This is a genomic window from Pseudomonas sp. H2_D02, from assembly GCF_054677635.1.
In genome coordinates, this window is the sequence record NZ_CP162816.1 from 2,200,353 (window position 1) to 2,216,281 (window position 15,929).

The following is a 15,929-nucleotide window of genomic DNA, read 5'->3' on the forward strand; positions in this document are numbered from 1 at the left end:
GACATAATGCGAAAGATTTGCATTATGTGTAAAGGGTGCGGCTGTAAATATTTCTTGTTTGATAATGCAGATCGCCGCCTTTGGGCGGCGTCTGTAGGCGGGAGTCAGACGATGGAGGCCTTGATGCGCTCCGCCTGCTTCAGATAGAGGCCCAGCTCCCGGGCCGGCAGGGGTTTGCTGTAGTAGTAGCCCTGGCCTTCGTGGCAGCCCTCGGAAATGATGTAGGCCTCTTGCTCGATCGTTTCGACGCCTTCGGCAATGACCTGCATCCCCAGGCTTTTGCCCAACTGGATAATGGCGCGGACGATGGTCGCGTCGTCTTCGTCATCGAGCAGGTCCTGGACGAAACTCTTGTCGATCTTGATCTTGTCCAGCGGCAGGCTCTTGAGGTAACTCAGCGACGAATAACCGGTGCCGAAGTCATCAATGGCGATCAGCGCTCCGGAGCGACGCAGGCTCAGCAGATGCTGGGCAGCAGTGGTGATGTCTTCCATCAGGCCGGTCTCGGTGACTTCCAGTTCCAGGCTCCGTGGCGGCAAGCGGTACATCTGCAGGAAGTTGTTCACCACCCGTGGCAGCTCGGCGTGGTGCAACTGCACAGTGGACAGGTTCACCGCCATGCGCATGTCGACAAAGCCCTGGTCGTGCCACTCGCGCAATTGCTTGCAAGCCTGGTCCAGCACCCATTCGCCGATGGCGATGATGGTGCCGTTCTGCTCGGCCAGGGGAATGAACAGGTCCGGCGGCACCAGGCCGTGTTCGGGATGATGCCAGCGAATCAAGGCTTCGGTGCCCACCACGCGCAAATCGCGGTAACTGATCTGCGGCTGGTACACCAGCGTGAACTGTCCACGGGCCAGGGCTTCGCGCAGGTCTTTTTCCAATTCGCGGCGCCGCCGCATCTCGCTGTCGACGCTTGCGATGTAGAACTGGTAGCGATTGCGCGAGCGGGTCTTGGCCAGGGTCATGGTCTGCTCGGCTTTCTGCAGCAGTTTCTCCGTGCTGTCACCGTCTTCGGGAAACAAGGTGATACCAATCGTGGCGCGCAGGCGGATCTCGTGATCATCGATCGCGAACGGCGCTTCCAGGTCGTCGAGGATACTCTGGGCCAGTTCGGCGGCCTCGTAGGGTTGCTCGATATCGGCCTGGACCAGGGCAAACTGGTCACCGCCCAATCGCGCCAGCGCGCCGAGACGCCCGCTGTGGGCGCGCAGTCGATCGGCCAGGGCCAAGAGCAACTGGTCGCCAGTCTGATAGGTGAATTGTTCATTGATGCTCTTGAAATCATCCAGCCCTACGCACAACACCGCTACGCGACGTTGCAGGCGCCCGGCATCCACCAGGATCTTGTCCAATTGCTGCTGAAGTTGCTGGCGATTGGGCAGGCCGGTCAGGAAGTCGTACTGGGCCATGCGCAGCAGGCTGTTTTCTGCTTCATGGCGCAGGTGCGTATTGCGCTCGATGGAGGCGAGTAACTGGTTGGCGGTATTGATCCACAGGCCCAGCTCATTGTGTTCGTGTCCCGGCAATTGCGGGATCTTGTGCGCGCTGGGGCGGTCGGGATTGATTTCGGTCAGGTGCTGGATAATCCGCGACAGGGGTTTGGTCAACAGCCAGTGATAAACCAGGTACAGCACCAGGCCCATCGCCAAGGCGCGCAGCATTCCGGAAGTAAAGATGATCACCGAACTGATGATGAAGCCCTGGCCATAGGTGGCGGTGTCCAGGGTAATGCTGAGGTCGCCGTAATATTCGCTGTAGGGGCCACGACCCACCAACTGCGTGGTGAAGGTTCGTTCCTGGCCGAGAATCAGGTCGGTCAGCCAACGGCTTTTGGAATGCTGCAAAGGCCGGGTCTTTTCCGCGAGCATGGTTTCACCGGGGTGGCCGATGGACGCCATGCGCACGGCTTCGTCCCGGAACAGCCCTTCGATCACCTGCATGCCCATTTCCCGGTCCAGGCTGTAGACCGCCTGGGTAGAAGGATCGCGGAACATATCGAGGATGCGCTGGGCGTCGTCAGTAACGGCCTGGTTGGTTTTGTAGGCATCGAACACGATCTGGGCACAGCTCAAGATCATGCCAACGATCAATGCCGAGAGGAGCACGACCCGGAGCAACTTCACAGACAAGCTGTTCTTGAGTTCCAGCTTCAAAGAGAGATTCCTTGTTCCGTGCGGGTAGCGTCAAGTTGCCATGAGTATTGGCAATCCTGTGATGTCAGTCAAAGGGACAATCAAACACAAGGGTTTTCGCCTGAAACCTGGCCGTTATACGGTGTTTACAGAGTGATTACTCTACGACCATTGTTTCGGTTGGAAGGGCCTGCAACTTGAGGCCTGGCGGGATTTTTTCTTGGATTTCAGACGCGAGGTCATCTGCCCTGGGCGATTGTTGCTCGTTCACCGCGAAGCTTGTGGTGGGAGCGGGCTTGCTCGCGAAAGCGGAGTATCAGCCGACGGACAGGTTGCCTGCCACTCTGCCTTCGCGAGCAAGCCCGCTCCGACACAACAATCCAAGCGCCCCCCAAAAAAAACGGCGCCTTCCCGTCGGGAAAGCGCCGTTTTTTATTGGCATCACAACTTACGCAGTAAAGGCCTTGCCTTCGAACTGCTCAGCCACGAACTTCCAGTTGACCAGGTTCCAGAACGCTTCGACGTACTTTGGACGAAGGTTGCGGTAGTCGATGTAGTAGGCGTGTTCCCAAACGTCGCAGGTCAGCAGCGGGGTGTCGCCGCTGGTCAGCGGGTTGCTTGGCGCCGATGGTGCTGGCCAGGGCCAGGGAGCCGTCAGCTTTCTTCACCAGCCAGCCCCAGCCGGAACCGAAGGTGCCGATGGACGTCTTGCTGAATTCTTCCTTGAACTTGTCAAACGAACCGAAGGCGGCGTTGATGGCTTCAGCCAGGGCGCCGGTTGGTTGACCGCCGGCGTTTGGCGCCAGGCAGTTCCAGTAGAAGGTGTGGTTCCAGACCTGAGCGGCGTTGTTGAAGATACCGCCCGAGGAAGTCTTGACGATTTCTTCCAGGGTCTTGCCTTCGAACTCGGTGCCAGGCACCAGGTTGTTCAGGTTCACGACATAGGTGTTGTGGTGCTTGTCGTGGTGGTATTCCAGCGTTTCTTTGGAGATGTGTGGCGCCAGTGCGTCGTGTGGGTACGGCAGCGGCGGCAATTCGAAAGCCATGGTGATTCTCCTAATCAGGTCAGTTGCGGTGAGCGCAAGGCCGATCACGGGCGGCCAGACTAGCGCCAGCGAGTTTGTACTCTTTGGGCGCAGGAGTCGGATCATAGCACCGGGGGTGCGGCATAACCACGCAACAACTGTGTGGGATAGAGGTTCCAGAGCGGTTTGGAATATCAGCCCGAGACGATTAATTGCATCGCCACGGTGAACATCATCAGCGCCACCAGCAGGTCCAGGACGCGCCAGGTAGCGGGCCGGGCCAACCAGGGCGCCAACCACGCGGCACCGATGGCGAGAACGGAAAACCACAGCAGCGAGGCACTGGCCGCCCCCAGGACATACGCACCGGGCACGCTTTGCTGGGCGCCTAGGGAGCCGATCAGCAGCACGGTGTCGAGATAGACGTGAGGATTGAGCAACGTGACCGCCAACGCGCTGAGCAGCACCGTGCGCAATGAGCGCGCCGCCTGTTTCTCGTCCCGTTGCAGGCTTTGTTTCGAAAAGGCCCGGCGCAATGCCTGGCTGCCGTACCAGAGCAAGAATACGGCGCCCCCCCAGCGGGCGATCGACAGCAGCAGCGGACTTTGGGCCAGCAGGGTTGCCAGCCCGAATACCCCGGCAGCCACCAACAGCGCATCGCAGGTCACGCAGAGCGCCGCCACGGGCAAGTGATGCTCGCGGCGCAAGCTCTGGGCGAGGACGAAGGCATTCTGGGCGCCAATCGCCATGATCAACCCGAGGGCCACCAGCAGGCCGTTCACATAGCTTTGCCACATAAAGTATTTCTCCATCCAGGTTCGCAATGCTGGCCATTCTCCGGTTCGTCGAGTTATAAGAAAAACCAATCTTGCTGATTGCTCATTAGGAAAACTGATGTTCGACTACAAATTGCTTTCCGCCCTGGCGGCCGTGGTCGAGCAGGCCGGTTTCGAACGTGCCGCGCAGGTCCTGGGGTTGTCGCAATCGGCCATTTCCCAGCGGATCAAATTGCTCGAGGCGCGCGTTGGCCAGCCCGTACTGGTGCGCGCCACGCCGCACGGCACCGACCGAGATCGGCCGTCGCCTGCTCAACCATGTCCAGCAGGTCAGGTTGCTGGAGCGTGATCTGCAAAGCCTGGTACCAGCGTTGGACGAGGAGGGACTCCCCGAGCGCCTGCGGATTGCCTTGAATGCCGACAGTCTGGCGACGTGGTGGGCCGGCGCCGTGGGGACATTCTGCGCCGAACAGCATCTGTTGCTGGACTTGGTGGTAGAGGACCAGACCGTTGGCCTCAAGCGCATGCGTGCTGGCGAAGTGGCGGCTTGTGTTTGTGCCAGCGAGCGTCCCGTGGCGGGTGCCCGCAGCGTATTGCTGGGGGCCATGCGTTACCGTGCCCTTGCCAATCGGGCCTTCATCGCCCGGCATTTCCCCGATGGAGTGCGCGCCGATCAACTGGCTCGCGCGCCGGCCCTGGTGTTCGGCCCGGATGATTTCCTGCAGCACCGATACCTTGCGTCCCTCGGCGTCGAAGGGGGGTTCGAGCATCACCTGTGCCCGTCATCCGAAGGTTTCATTCGCCTTGCCGAGGCGGGGCTTGGCTGGGGGCTGGTGCCGGAATTACAGGTCCGTGAGCAACTGGAGCGGGGCGAACTGGTGGAGCTGGTGGCAGATAAACCGATCGATGTGCCGCTGTACTGGCATCATTGGCGCAATGGCGGCCAGTTGCTCGGCTTGTTGACCGAACAACTGGTTCGCGCGTCTGGGCAGTGGCTGGTGCCGTTGGGCTGATTCGCAGCGTCAGGATTGCACGCAATACGCAAAACCTTCTTCATCGGAGCACTACATGAAAATTCTCGTCACCGGCGCGAGCGGCTTCATCGGCGGACGCTTTGCGCGTTTCGCCCTGGAGCAAGGCCTGGATGTTCGGGTCAACGGCCGCCGGGCCGAAAGCGTCGAGCACCTGGTGAGGCGCGGCGCCGAATTCATCCCAGGCGACCTGAGCGACCCGGAACTGGCCCGTGAACTGTGTCGGGACGTTGATGCGGTGGTGCATTGCGCCGGCTCAGTGGGGCTGTGGGGCCGCTATCAGGATTTTCACCTGGGTAATGTCCAGCTCACCGAAAACGTTGTCGAGGCTTGCCTCAAGCAGAAGGTTCGGCGGATGGTGCACCTGTCGTCCCCGTCCATTTATTTCGATGGCCGTGACCACGTGGGACTGACGGAAGAACAAGTGCCCAAGCGCTTCAAGCATCCCTACGCCGCCACCAAATACCTGGCGGAACAGAAAGTCTTCGGCGCCCAGGAGTTCGGCCTGGAAGTGTTGGCGCTGCGGCCGCGCTTCGTCACCGGGGCCGGAGACATGAGCATTTTCCCGCGCCTGTTGAAAATGCAGCGCAAGGGTCGGCTGGCGATTGTCGGCAACGGACTGAACAAAGTGGATTTCACCAGCGTCCAGAACCTCAATGAAGCGCTGCTCAGCAGCCTGCTGGCCACGGATTCGGCGTTGGGCAAGGCCTACAACATCAGTAACGGGACGCCGGTTCCGCTGTGGGACGTGGTCAACTACGTGATGCGAAAAATGGAAGTCCCGCAGGTCAGGCGTTATCGGCCCTACGGGCTGGCCTACAGCCTCGGTGCCGTGAACGAAGGTTTGTGCGCGCTTTGGCCCGGTCGCCCCGAACCGACGGTGTCGCGCCTGGGCATGCAGGTCATGAACAGAAATTTCACCCTGGACATCAGTCGGGCCAGGCACTATCTCGATTACGATCCACAGGTCGGTTTGTGGACCGCCCTCGATGAATTTTGCGCCTGGTGGCGTGTCCAGGACGCCCGCTGATCGCCCCGTCATGAACCGAGTGCCCGGTTCGGGGTCAATGGGTGCGGCGGGCGAGGGGGTTATACTCGCCACATCAAGCCATCCCCGGTTTCCCAAAGGTTAGACCCATGCCCATGCGTAACGATGCCAACGACGACTTCGATGATGTACCGAGCCTGCGGATGCGGGCCGACATTCCCGATGACGATGACTTCATGCCCAACCGCCAGCCCCACGTGCAAGCGCGTCCGGCGCCCGTTGCGGCCGCCAAGGTCAAGGGCCCGAGCACAGGGCCGTTGTGGGCACTGATCGGCGCGCTGCTGTGCGCCTTCGCGTTCCTGGCGTGGTGGAGCTTCCAGCAGATTTCCCTGATGGAACAGCAACTGGTGGCCACCCAGGAAAGCTTCGCCCGGATCAGCGAGGATGCGGCGGGGCGCTTGCAGGACATTTCCGGCAAGGTTGTCGCCGGCCAGTCAAATGTCATGAGCGACAGTGAAGCCTTGAAACTGCAGATCAAGCAGTTGGACAACAAGCTGCAGGAGCAGGGCCGGCAATTCGAAAGCCGGTTGCAGGAGGTGAACAAGCCGCAGCAAGGCGCGTTCGGTCCGTCCGATGACCTGGGCAAGGAACTGGCCCAGATCATTACCCAGGCCAGCGCACAGGAAAACGCCACCGCTCAGTTGCAGGCGGCCAACAAAGAACTCCAAGCCCAGCTCAAGACGCTGACGGCTGAAGTGACTGCCCTGAAGAACCAAGGCGAGGGCGGTGCCCTGGATGCCCAGCTCAAGAGCATCGGTGCCGACATCACGGCCCTGAAGCGAGCCACTTCCAACTCGGCCATCGAGCGCCTGGAGCAGGACATGGTCGTGCTCAAGAGCCAGCAGGACAACCGTTCGGGCAACACCGCCGAATTCGATGCGTTCCGTGGCCAGGTCACCCGCAACATCAACACGCTGCAATCGCAGATTCAGTACCTGCAGCAGCAACTGAGCGCTCGGTCCCAATAAGCCTGGGTAGCTCTTGGCCAGCGCCTACCCCGTAGGCGCTGGCGAAGGCTGCGATCTTTTGATCTTCAGGTCTTTCGCTCAAAACTCAATTGTCAGGGAAAAGATCGCAGCCTCGTTGCACTCGGCAGCTCCTACTTATCCCACGCCGTCTACGCTCTTGAAACACCAACAAGAACGAGGGCGCGCGCATGGGGTTTATTCGAAGGCTGGCCGGGCTGGCCGCACTGCTGATATTGGTCCAGGCCCAGGCCGCCGCGCCGGACGACGGCCAGGCCGCCCGGGCATTGCTGGAAAAGGCCCTGGCCTACTACCACGACAACGGCGACAAAGCGTTCGCCGCGTTCAGCCGCCAGGGCGAATTCGTCGACAAGGACCGCTACGTGTTCGTGGTCGATACCCAAGGCGTAATGCTTGCCAGCGGCGGTCCTTCATCAGCGTTGATCGGGCGTGACGTTTCCGAGGTGCTGGGACCTGACTTGCGCAAGGCTTTCAAAGAGGCGCTGAAAACCCCCGAGGCCAGCGGTATCCAGCAGGCTGACTATCGTTGGCAGAACTGGGCAGACGGCAAGGTCGAGCGCAAGCATGTGTATTTCCAGCGGGTCGGCGAGCGAATCCTCGCGGTTGGCTACTACCTGCCAAGGGCCTCCGCCGAACAGGCGAGGGCGCTGTTGGACAAGGCGGCGGGTGATTTGCTGAAGAACGAGAAAGGCACGCTGACGGCGATCAACTCGCTCAAGGGCGGCTACCTTCAGGACGACTTGTATGTGTTTGTCGTTGACCTCGATACCCGTCGCTATGTTGGGCACGGCACCAACCTGCGGTTGATCAATACCGATTTCGCCAAGATCAAGGATCCGGACGGCAAGCCTGTGGGCGAGCCGATCCTGGCCATGATCGGCAAGCAGGACGCTGGGGAATATGAGTATCGCTGGAAGAATCCGGTGACGGGGAGGGTTGAGAACAAGCATGCGTATTTGAAGAAGGCGGGACATTTCCTGGTGGCGGTGGGATATTACAGCCCTTGAACTTCAAGATTCGTGACTGTTGAAAAACCACTGTGGGAGCGGGCTTGCTCGCGAAGGCGGCGGCACAGTCGATGAAGATATCGAACCTGCCGGCCTCTTCGCGGGCAAGCCCGCTCCCACAGGTGAAAACAGAACCAGGTCAGCTTTAAGGCCGAAGATACGGATATACACCCATAACCCAGCCGAAAATCACCCGGCCACCAACACCCGAATCGCCTCCAACCGCAACGCCGCCTTCTCCAGCATCGCCAACCCCTGCTCACGTTGCTTAGGCGCAGTGCCTCCAGCTCACTGTCCCGAACAGTAGGGTTAACCGCTTGCAGCGCGGTCAAGCGGGCCAGTTCTTCCTCGGTATCAGCCGCCAGGCGACGTTGAGCCTCGGCCACGCGTTCGGCGTGACGCGGGGTGATCTTCTCTTCGCCGGCATTGATCCGCGGCGCGAGCTGGTCACGCTGGGCCTGGATGAACTTGTTGGCGCTGGCGCGAGGCACGCTTTCGAGCTGGTCGTTCAAGGTCTCGAACGAGACCCGGGCCGCCAGGTCGTTGCCGTTCGCGTCCAACAGGCAGCGCAAGGCGGCCGGTGGCAGGTAGCGGCCCAGTTGCAGCGAGCGCGGGGCAACCACTTCGCTGACGTACAGCAGTTCCAGCAGCACGGTGCCGGGCTTGAGCGCCTTGTTCTTGATCAGCGCCACGGCGGTGTTGCCCATGGAGCCGGACAGCACCAGGTCCATGCCGCCTTGCACCATCGGATGCTCCCAGGTGATGAACTGCATGTCTTCGCGAGACAGCGCCTGGTTGCGGTCATAGGTGATGGTCACGCCTTCGTCGTCGCCCAGCGGGAAACTGGCGTCGAGCATTTTTTCGCTCGGCTTGAGGATCAGCGCGTTGTCGGAGTGGTCCTCGCTGTCGATGCCGAAGGCGTCGAACAGGGTCTCCATGTAGATCGGCAGGGCGAACTGGTCGTCCTGTTCGAGAATCGCTTCGACCAGCGCGTCACCTTCGCCTGCGCCGCCGGAGTTGAGCTCCAGCAGGCGGTCGCGACCGGTGTGCAGCTCGGCTTCCAGGCGCTCGCGCTCGGCGCGGGCCTCATCGATCAGCGCTTGCCAGTCGCCATCGTCGGCTTCTTCCAGCAACGGCAACAGGCGCGGACCGAACTGATGCTGCAAGGCGTTGCCGGTCGGGCAGGTGTTGAGGAAGGCATTCAGCGCTTCGTGATACCACTGGAACAGCCGCGCTTGCGGGCTGGTTTCCAGGTAGGGCACGTGCAGCTCGATGGTGTGTTTCTGGCCGATCCGATCCAGGCGGCCGATCCGCTGCTCCAACAGGTCCGGGTGCGACGGCAGGTCGAACAGGACCAAGTGGTGAGCGAATTGGAAGTTGCGGCCTTCGCTGCCGATTTCCGAACAGATCAGCACTTGCGCGCCGAACTCTTCATCGGCGAAGTAGGCGGCGGCACGGTCACGCTCGAGGATATTCATGCCTTCGTGGAAAACCGTGGCCGGAATGCCGGAGCGCACGCGCAGGGCGTCCTCCAGGTCCATGGCGGTTTCCGCGTGGGCGCAGATCACCAGGACCTTGGTGCGCTTGAGCATTTTCAGTTGGTCGATCAGCCACTCGACGCGCGGGTCGAATTTCCACCAGCGCTCTTCTTCGCTGGCGTCCGGCTGGGCCTGGAAGCTGACTTCCGGGTACAGCTCGGCGTGATCGCCCAACGGCAGTTCGAGGTATTCGTCCGGGCACGGCAGTGGATAGGCGTGCAGCTTGCGCTCGGGGAAGCCTTGTACGGCGGCGCGGGTATTGCGGAACAGCACGCGGCCGGTGCCGTGGCGGTCCAGCAGCTCGCGAACCAGGCGGGCGCTGGCTTCGATGTCGCCATCGTTGACGGCGGTCAGCAGTGCTTCGCCTTCGTTACCCAGGAAACCCTGGATGGTCTTGTGGGCTTGGGGCGAGAGTCGACCTTTGTCCAGCAGCTCCTGGACGGCCTCGGCCACCGGGCGATAGTTTTCGCTTTCGGCGCGGAAGGCCTGCAGGTCATGGAAACGATTCGGGTCAAGCAGGCGCAGGCGGGCGAAGTGACTGTCCTGGCCGAGTTGCTCCGGGGTCGCGGTGAGCAGCAACACGCCGGGGATGGTTTCGGCCAGCTGCTCCACCAGCGCATATTGCGGGCTGACGTGATCTTCATGCCACACCAGGTGGTGGGCTTCGTCGACGACCATCAGATCCCAACCCGCGGCAAACAGCGCGTCCTGGGCTTTCTCGTCTTCCACCAGCCATTCCAGTGCCACCAACGCCAGTTGGGTGTCTTCGAACGGGTTGCTGGCATCACTTTCGATGAAACGCTCTTCGTCGAACAGCGCCACCTGCAGATTGAAGCGCCGACGCATTTCAACCAGCCATTGGTGCTGGAGGTTTTCCGGCACCAGGATCAGGATGCGGTTGGCACGGCCGGAGAGCAGTTGCCGATGAATGATCAGTCCGGCTTCGATGGTCTTGCCCAGGCCCACTTCGTCCGCCAGCAACACGCGCGGCGCGATGCGGTCGGCCACTTCGCGGGCGATGTGCAGTTGATGGGCAATCGGCTGGGCACGTACGCCACCCAGGCCCCATAGCGGGGACTGCAATTGGCGGCTGGTGTGTTCCAGCGTGTGGTAGCGCAGGGAGAACCACGCCAGGGGATCGATCTGGCCGGCGAACAGGCGGTCGCTGGCCAGGCGGAACTGGATGAAGTTCGACAGTTGGGTTTCCGGCAGCGTGACGACTTCGTTCTGTGCGTTGAGGCCGTGATAGACCAGCAGCCCGTCGACGTCATCGACTTCGCGCACGGTCATTTTCCAGCCTTCGAAGTGAGTGATCACGTCACCCGGCGAAAACCGCACGCGAGTGAGGGGCGCATTCCGTAGCGCGTACTGGCGAGTGTCGCCAGTGGCCGGATAGAGCACGGTCAACAAGCGGCCGTCCTGTGCCAGAACGGTGCCTAAACCCAGCTCGGCTTCGCTGTCACTGATCCAGCGTTGCCCCGGTTGATACTGCTGCGCCATGCTGCCTGACTCCCGCCTTGAAAAAGCCGGCTATCTTAACGGAATGCTCCGTCAGACCAAAGGATTTACGCACGCATGCAGCCTTCGCGGCGACTTGTCATCCAGTGATCCAAGGGAACTTAAGCGGGCTCGGTGATCAAACAAGCTTGTGTCCTGCCGGGGCGTAATGCCAACCAGGTCACAAGTTTCGGACCAGCGGTTCAAGCCGCACCTCCCTTGGCCGACAACCTGAAGACAGGAGACCTTTATGTTGCCACCCATGCTCCCTTTGAGCGCCGTACCCATCACCGCTCAACAGGATCCGGTTCGCCAGCGACCGGACATACCGCCCGTGGTCCCGGTGCAACAGAGCTCCAACGAAAGCACCATCGACCTGCAGAACCGCGATCCGGAAGAGGCCGCGCTGCTATTGCGCGAGGAACAGCAGCGCCAGCAGGAGCGCAACCGGCGCCGCCGTGAAGCGGATGAGGATCCCGAGGAGCACCTGGCGGTCCCCGGCACGGAACTGAACGCCGATAACACCGTTCCGGTTGTCCCGCTGGTGGAGGGGGAATCGCGCCAGGGCCTGTGGGTCGATATCCAGATCTGATCCGGGCTTTGCCAATATGTCCGACAGCCCGCATCATGGGCGCATCGCCATTCACTGCACGATGCCGTACGCCATGAGCCAAGACGACAAACTGATCGACTTCAGTGCTGAACGCGCCAAGCGCGTCCATGACCTCAACGAAAAGCGCCTCAATGAAGTTCGCCAGGCATTCGAACAGGCGATGCCTTTGGGCAAGGCGAAGAAAAAGCCGAAAAACAAACCGAAAAAGCGCTGAAATCCCCTCGATCCATTGATGCAGATCAGTTATTTCCCCCTCTTCGCGCCCCGTTGCGGGCGTTATTGACGCCGGTCAATTTTCATCCAGGCCTGATTGGTTAACTTGAACCCATCGCAACAGGGACAAGACCAGGAGGCCAGTCATGTTTATCGATAATGTGGTGTTTGCCGGTGTATTGACGGTTGGCCTCATGTTCGTGTTTTTCGCAGGTTTCGGATTATTCATCTGGAAAGACGCTCACAAGCGCAAAAAGCCGTAGGTCTTTCCAGCGACAACGAGCACGCAAGGCATTTTGGGCGACTTCGGTCGCCCTTTTTTTTGTGCGCATTTTTTCTAGGGCAACGCTAAATCAGTGTGGGAGCGGGCTTGCTCGCGAATGCGGCATGTCAGCCACTGCATCGCTAACTGACCCGCCGCCTTCGCGAGCAAGCCCGCTCCCACAGTTGTCAGGTGTGCGGGCATAAAAAAAGGTGCGAACCGCAAGGAACGCACCTTTTTTTGTGAGCCGCTGGAATCAGCTGCCCAAGGCCTTGGACGCCAGCCAGAACAGCCCGGCCGACAGGGCGACTGTCGCTGGCAGGGTCAGCACCCAGGCCAGGAGAATGTTGCGCACGGTGCCACCTTGCAGGCCGCTCTTGTTGGCGACCATGGTGCCCGCCACGCCGGAAGACAGCACGTGGGTGGTGGAAACCGGCAGGCTGAAGATGTTCGCCGCGCCAATCATGCAGGCGGTGGTGATCTGCGCCGACATGCCTTGGGCATAGGTCATGCCTTGCTTGCCGATCTTCTCGCCAATGGTCAGTACCACGCGTTTCCAGCCGACCATGGTGCCCAGGCCGAGTGCCAGGGCAACCGCCAGGATCACCCAGAACGGGGCGTATTCAGTGGTGGCGGTCAGGTCCTTGCGCAGCTTGTTCAGGTCGTCTTTCTCGCGGGCCGCCAGGCCTGGCAACTTGCCGACCTTCTTCGCCGTGTCGTCCAGGCAAAGTAGGTAGCGACGAACCTCGATGCGTCTTTCCGACGGCAGCGAGTGGTAGTCCGCCACGCCTTTGAGGGTGTCGAGCAGGGCGTTGATCGTCGGTTCGGTCTGTTGCGGGTTGCAACGGAATTTCTCCGGCAGATCACCTTCGACGCTTTTGCCCAGCGCCAGGAACTCACCGAGGGAGTCGCTGTTGCGCGTGTAGAACTGGCTCAGGTGCAGGGTCGCATCACGAGTACGCTCGATCTGGTAGGTGGTGCTGGTCAGGTCGAGTACGAACTGCGCCGGCACGATACCGATCAGCACCAGCATGATCAGGCCGATACCTTTTTGGCCATCGTTGGAACCGTGGACAAAGCTGACCGCCATGGCCGAGATCACCAGGACCAGGCGATTCCAGAACGGCGGGTGCTTCTTGTCGTCGATCTTGCGACGCTGCTCTGGCGTCTTGTGCATCTTCGACAATGGACGCCACCACTTCAGGCCAATCAACACCAGGGCGGCGATGAGGAAGCCGGCCATGGGCGAGAACACCAGGGAAGCGCCGATATCGATCGCCTTCTGCCAGTTCACCCCGTCGGCCAACGGGATATCGTTGATCAGCGCATTGGCCAGGCCGACGCCGAGGATCGAACCGATCAGCGTGTGGGAGCTGGACGCTGGAATACCGAAGTACCAGGTGCCCAGGTTCCAGGTGATGGCCGCTGCGAGCAGCGAGAACACCATGGCCAGCCCGTGTCCGGTGTTCACATTGATCAGCAGTTCCACCGGCAGCAAGTGAACGATGGCATACGCCACCCCCACGCCGCCCAGCAGCACGCCGAGGAAATTGAACACACCGGAAAAGAACACCGCCAGGTGAGGTGGCATGGCTTTGGTGTAGATAACAGTGGCAACCGCGTTAGCGGTGTCATGAAAGCCGTTGATGAACTCGAAGGCGAGGACAAAAGCCAGGGCGAGCAAGAGGCTCACAAGCACCCAAGCATCCAGTCCGCTGAATAAATCGATCATGAAGGTTTTCTGACCCGGGAATAAGGGGGCGCGATTATGCCAGAAAACCTCGGTAATCGATGCACTGCCTGCTCATCGGTCACATTCTTCTACGAAATAATCGGGAGGAAACCGTGCGTGGCATGGTTTTGCCGGGGAGCTGCAAGCCTTTGTTTACAAGGCAGAAAGCCCTGCGGACACGCCTCTCCTCGGGGTAGGAAGGGGCCTGAAAATGTGTATGAAATATCTGGAAGAGAGGTCGGTCATGAACGCCCCCAACCGGCGGTGGCGAAAATGGCGGCCCGCTTTTGGCGGGCGCTTGACGACGAGGGCCGGCCAGGGTGGCGACCGGATACCGTCCACAGAAAACATCAAGCCCGGAGGTTAGCTCTCTTCGGCCTTGAGTTCCTTTTCCATCTTCTGAAGTTCCTGGCTGAACGCCTGATCCTGGACGGTGGCGCGTTTACGCCAAGGTTTGCGTTCCGGTTCAGGTTGCGCGGCGTAGGTGGTGATCTCCCCGCCGTAAACTTCCTTGTAACGTTGTTCCTGGCGCTCAAGTTCCGCGCGCAGTTCGTCTTTCGTCACAGTGTTACCTAATTAATTAATTGAATCTGGTGATACGCACTGCATGGGAACATGCAGACGGCCACGGCACCAGAGCTGACAGCTGACGTAGCATCAGGGCTTCGTGTTGTTGCCGATACAGGGGAAGCGGCCACAGGTGCTTCAGGCACCGGCAGGCGACACAACAGCGATGAACTGTCGTGCCTGCGGATGGTAAGGTCGATGGGCCTCGCCGTCACTGAAACGCATTATAGCGGTCCGTTGGAAGAACACTATCGGTAAAGATAAAACCGCTGGTTGTTTGTGTGAATCAATATTTGTATGGACTAGTTGTGTCAACAGACGTATTTCCCTAACTGTCGATATCCTGACGCCATTGTTGGCGACAAGTTCAATTTTCGAGTGGGGACATGTCCATTGCCGGCCGCTTTCGAAAGCGCTGTGCGGGTCAGTCGGGACATGGATTCATCATCACTTGATTGCGATTATCGATCGGCGGTTCGATAATCGAACGGTGTCGGCGATCCGTCCTTGTGCGTCTGCCGGCCCGCCAGTTGTAATAGCCGATATTCCGCAGAGGATCCGACATGAACGACCAATTGCGCAACGCTTTCACCTCAGTCGCGCCGCCGATCGTTGCCTCGCCTGCCAAGCGGATCCAGGCGTTGACTGGCGATCCGGATTTCATGACGTCGCTGGCCCGCGGCCTGGCCGTGGTCCAGGCATTCCAGGAGCGCAAGCGGCACCTGACCATCGCCCAGATCAGCCACCGCACGGAAATCCCCCGCGCCGCGGTCAGACGTTGCCTGCATACCTTGATCAAGCTCGGCTACGCCACCACCGACGGACGTACCTATTCGTTGCTGCCCAAGGTGCTGACCCTGGGTCACGCCTATCTGTCGTCGACACCGTTGGCCGTGTCCGCCCAGCCGTACCTGGACCGCATGAGCGAGCAGCTGCACGAGGCCTGCAACATGGCGACGCTCGAAGGTGACGACATCCTCTATATCGCCCGCTCGGCCACCACCCAGCGGCTGATTTCCGTGGATCTGTCCGTGGGCGGCCGTCTGCTCGGCGTATTGCACATCGATGGGCAGGATCCTGTTGGCTGCCCTGGACGATGCGTCGTTGCGCGATTACCTGGACCACGCCGACTTGCAGGCCAAGACCAGCCGGACGTTGCATACACCCGAGGCGTTGCTCGAATGCCTGCAGCAGGTTCGGCAACAAGGCTGGTGCATCGTCGACCAGGAACTGGAGCAAGGCCTGCGCTCGATCGCCGTGCCGGTGTATGACGCATCGGGCCAGGTGGTCGCGGCGCTGAATGTCAGTACCCACGCGGGTCGGGTCAGCCGCAACGAGTTGGAGCAACGCTTCCTGCCGGGCCTGCTGGGAGCCAGCCGGGACCTCAGCGCGCAATTGTTCAGTTAAGTGTTCAGGCTAAGTTGTTCGATAAACGCACACAGTCGGCCGGGATGAATTGACGGTATTTGCCTGGTCTCATTAATGTCGCGCAGCGTCAT

Annotated in this window: 10 protein-coding genes and 4 pseudogenes; 8 read left to right on the plus strand and 6 right to left on the minus strand. The window is 60.5% G+C overall.

The window, feature by feature from the left end; translation table 11 throughout:
• Positions 1-104: 104 nt before the first annotated feature.
• The 3 genes and pseudogenes from AB4N42_RS10235 to AB4N42_RS10245 all read right to left on the minus strand — a co-directional run bounded on the left by AB4N42_RS10235 (position 105) and on the right by AB4N42_RS10245 (position 3,957).
• On the minus strand, positions 105-2,156 hold the full coding sequence (locus AB4N42_RS10235) for a putative bifunctional diguanylate cyclase/phosphodiesterase (RefSeq protein WP_198798228.1): 2,052 nt from the start codon (positions 2,154-2,156) through the stop codon (positions 105-107).
• Positions 2,157-2,583: 427 nt separating this feature from the next.
• A pseudogene (locus AB4N42_RS10240) lies at positions 2,584-3,181 on the minus strand (superoxide dismutase).
• Between the two features lie 173 nt (positions 3,182-3,354).
• Positions 3,355-3,957: a LysE/ArgO family amino acid transporter gene (locus tag AB4N42_RS10245; protein WP_198798227.1), complete on the minus strand. Its 603-nt coding sequence runs from the start codon at positions 3,955-3,957 to the stop codon at positions 3,355-3,357.
• A 97-nt stretch (positions 3,958-4,054) separates the two neighbouring features.
• Between AB4N42_RS10245 and AB4N42_RS10250 the strand changes: the two are divergent.
• The 4 genes and pseudogenes from AB4N42_RS10250 to AB4N42_RS10265 all read left to right on the plus strand — a co-directional run bounded on the left by AB4N42_RS10250 (position 4,055) and on the right by AB4N42_RS10265 (position 8,008).
• Positions 4,055-4,949: pseudogene (locus tag AB4N42_RS10250) on the plus strand (LysR family transcriptional regulator ArgP).
• A 55-nt stretch (positions 4,950-5,004) separates the two neighbouring features.
• Positions 5,005-5,997: an NAD-dependent epimerase/dehydratase family protein gene (locus AB4N42_RS10255; RefSeq protein ID WP_030139320.1), complete on the plus strand. Its 993-nt coding sequence runs from the start codon at positions 5,005-5,007 to the stop codon at positions 5,995-5,997.
• Positions 5,998-6,104: 107 nt separating this feature from the next.
• Positions 6,105-6,983 (plus strand): hypothetical protein, encoded by an 879-nt coding sequence (locus AB4N42_RS10260; protein ID WP_030139319.1) that lies wholly within the window; start codon positions 6,105-6,107, stop codon positions 6,981-6,983.
• Between the two features lie 188 nt (positions 6,984-7,171).
• Positions 7,172-8,008: a cache domain-containing protein gene (locus tag AB4N42_RS10265; protein ID WP_217860177.1), complete on the plus strand. Its 837-nt coding sequence runs from the start codon at positions 7,172-7,174 to the stop codon at positions 8,006-8,008.
• A gap of 189 nt (positions 8,009-8,197) precedes the next feature.
• On the opposite strand, the pseudogene rapA reads toward AB4N42_RS10265, so the two are convergent.
• Positions 8,198-11,046 (minus strand): annotated as a pseudogene (gene rapA / locus AB4N42_RS10270) (RNA polymerase-associated protein RapA).
• 247 nt (positions 11,047-11,293) lie between these two features.
• Between rapA and AB4N42_RS10275 the strand changes: the two are divergent.
• The 3 genes from AB4N42_RS10275 (at position 11,294) to ccoM (ending at position 12,132) form a co-directional block, all read left to right on the plus strand.
• Positions 11,294-11,635 carry a hypothetical protein gene (locus AB4N42_RS10275; protein WP_030139316.1) on the plus strand — a complete coding sequence of 114 codons (342 nt, stop codon included), beginning with the start codon at positions 11,294-11,296 and terminating at the stop codon, positions 11,633-11,635.
• Positions 11,636-11,651: 16 nt separating this feature from the next.
• Positions 11,652-11,870: a hypothetical protein gene (locus AB4N42_RS10280; RefSeq protein WP_460116430.1), complete on the plus strand. Its 219-nt coding sequence runs from the start codon at positions 11,652-11,654 to the stop codon at positions 11,868-11,870.
• A gap of 145 nt (positions 11,871-12,015) precedes the next feature.
• Complete coding sequence (ccoM, locus tag AB4N42_RS10285) at positions 12,016-12,132, plus strand: cytochrome c oxidase subunit CcoM (RefSeq protein ID WP_030139315.1); 117 nt, start codon at positions 12,016-12,018, stop codon at positions 12,130-12,132.
• Between the two features lie 255 nt (positions 12,133-12,387).
• Here the strand turns inward: ccoM and AB4N42_RS10290 are convergent, their stop codons facing one another.
• Complete coding sequence (locus AB4N42_RS10290) at positions 12,388-13,863, minus strand: inorganic phosphate transporter (RefSeq protein ID WP_198798223.1); 1,476 nt, start codon at positions 13,861-13,863, stop codon at positions 12,388-12,390.
• A 363-nt stretch (positions 13,864-14,226) separates the two neighbouring features.
• Positions 14,227-14,427: a hypothetical protein gene (locus AB4N42_RS10295; RefSeq protein ID WP_030142302.1), complete on the minus strand. Its 201-nt coding sequence runs from the start codon at positions 14,425-14,427 to the stop codon at positions 14,227-14,229.
• 566 nt (positions 14,428-14,993) lie between these two features.
• Here AB4N42_RS10295 and pcaR point away from each other — a divergent pair.
• Positions 14,994-15,837: pseudogene (gene pcaR / locus AB4N42_RS10300) on the plus strand (pca regulon transcriptional regulator PcaR).
• The last annotated feature ends 92 nt before the right edge of the window (positions 15,838-15,929 follow it).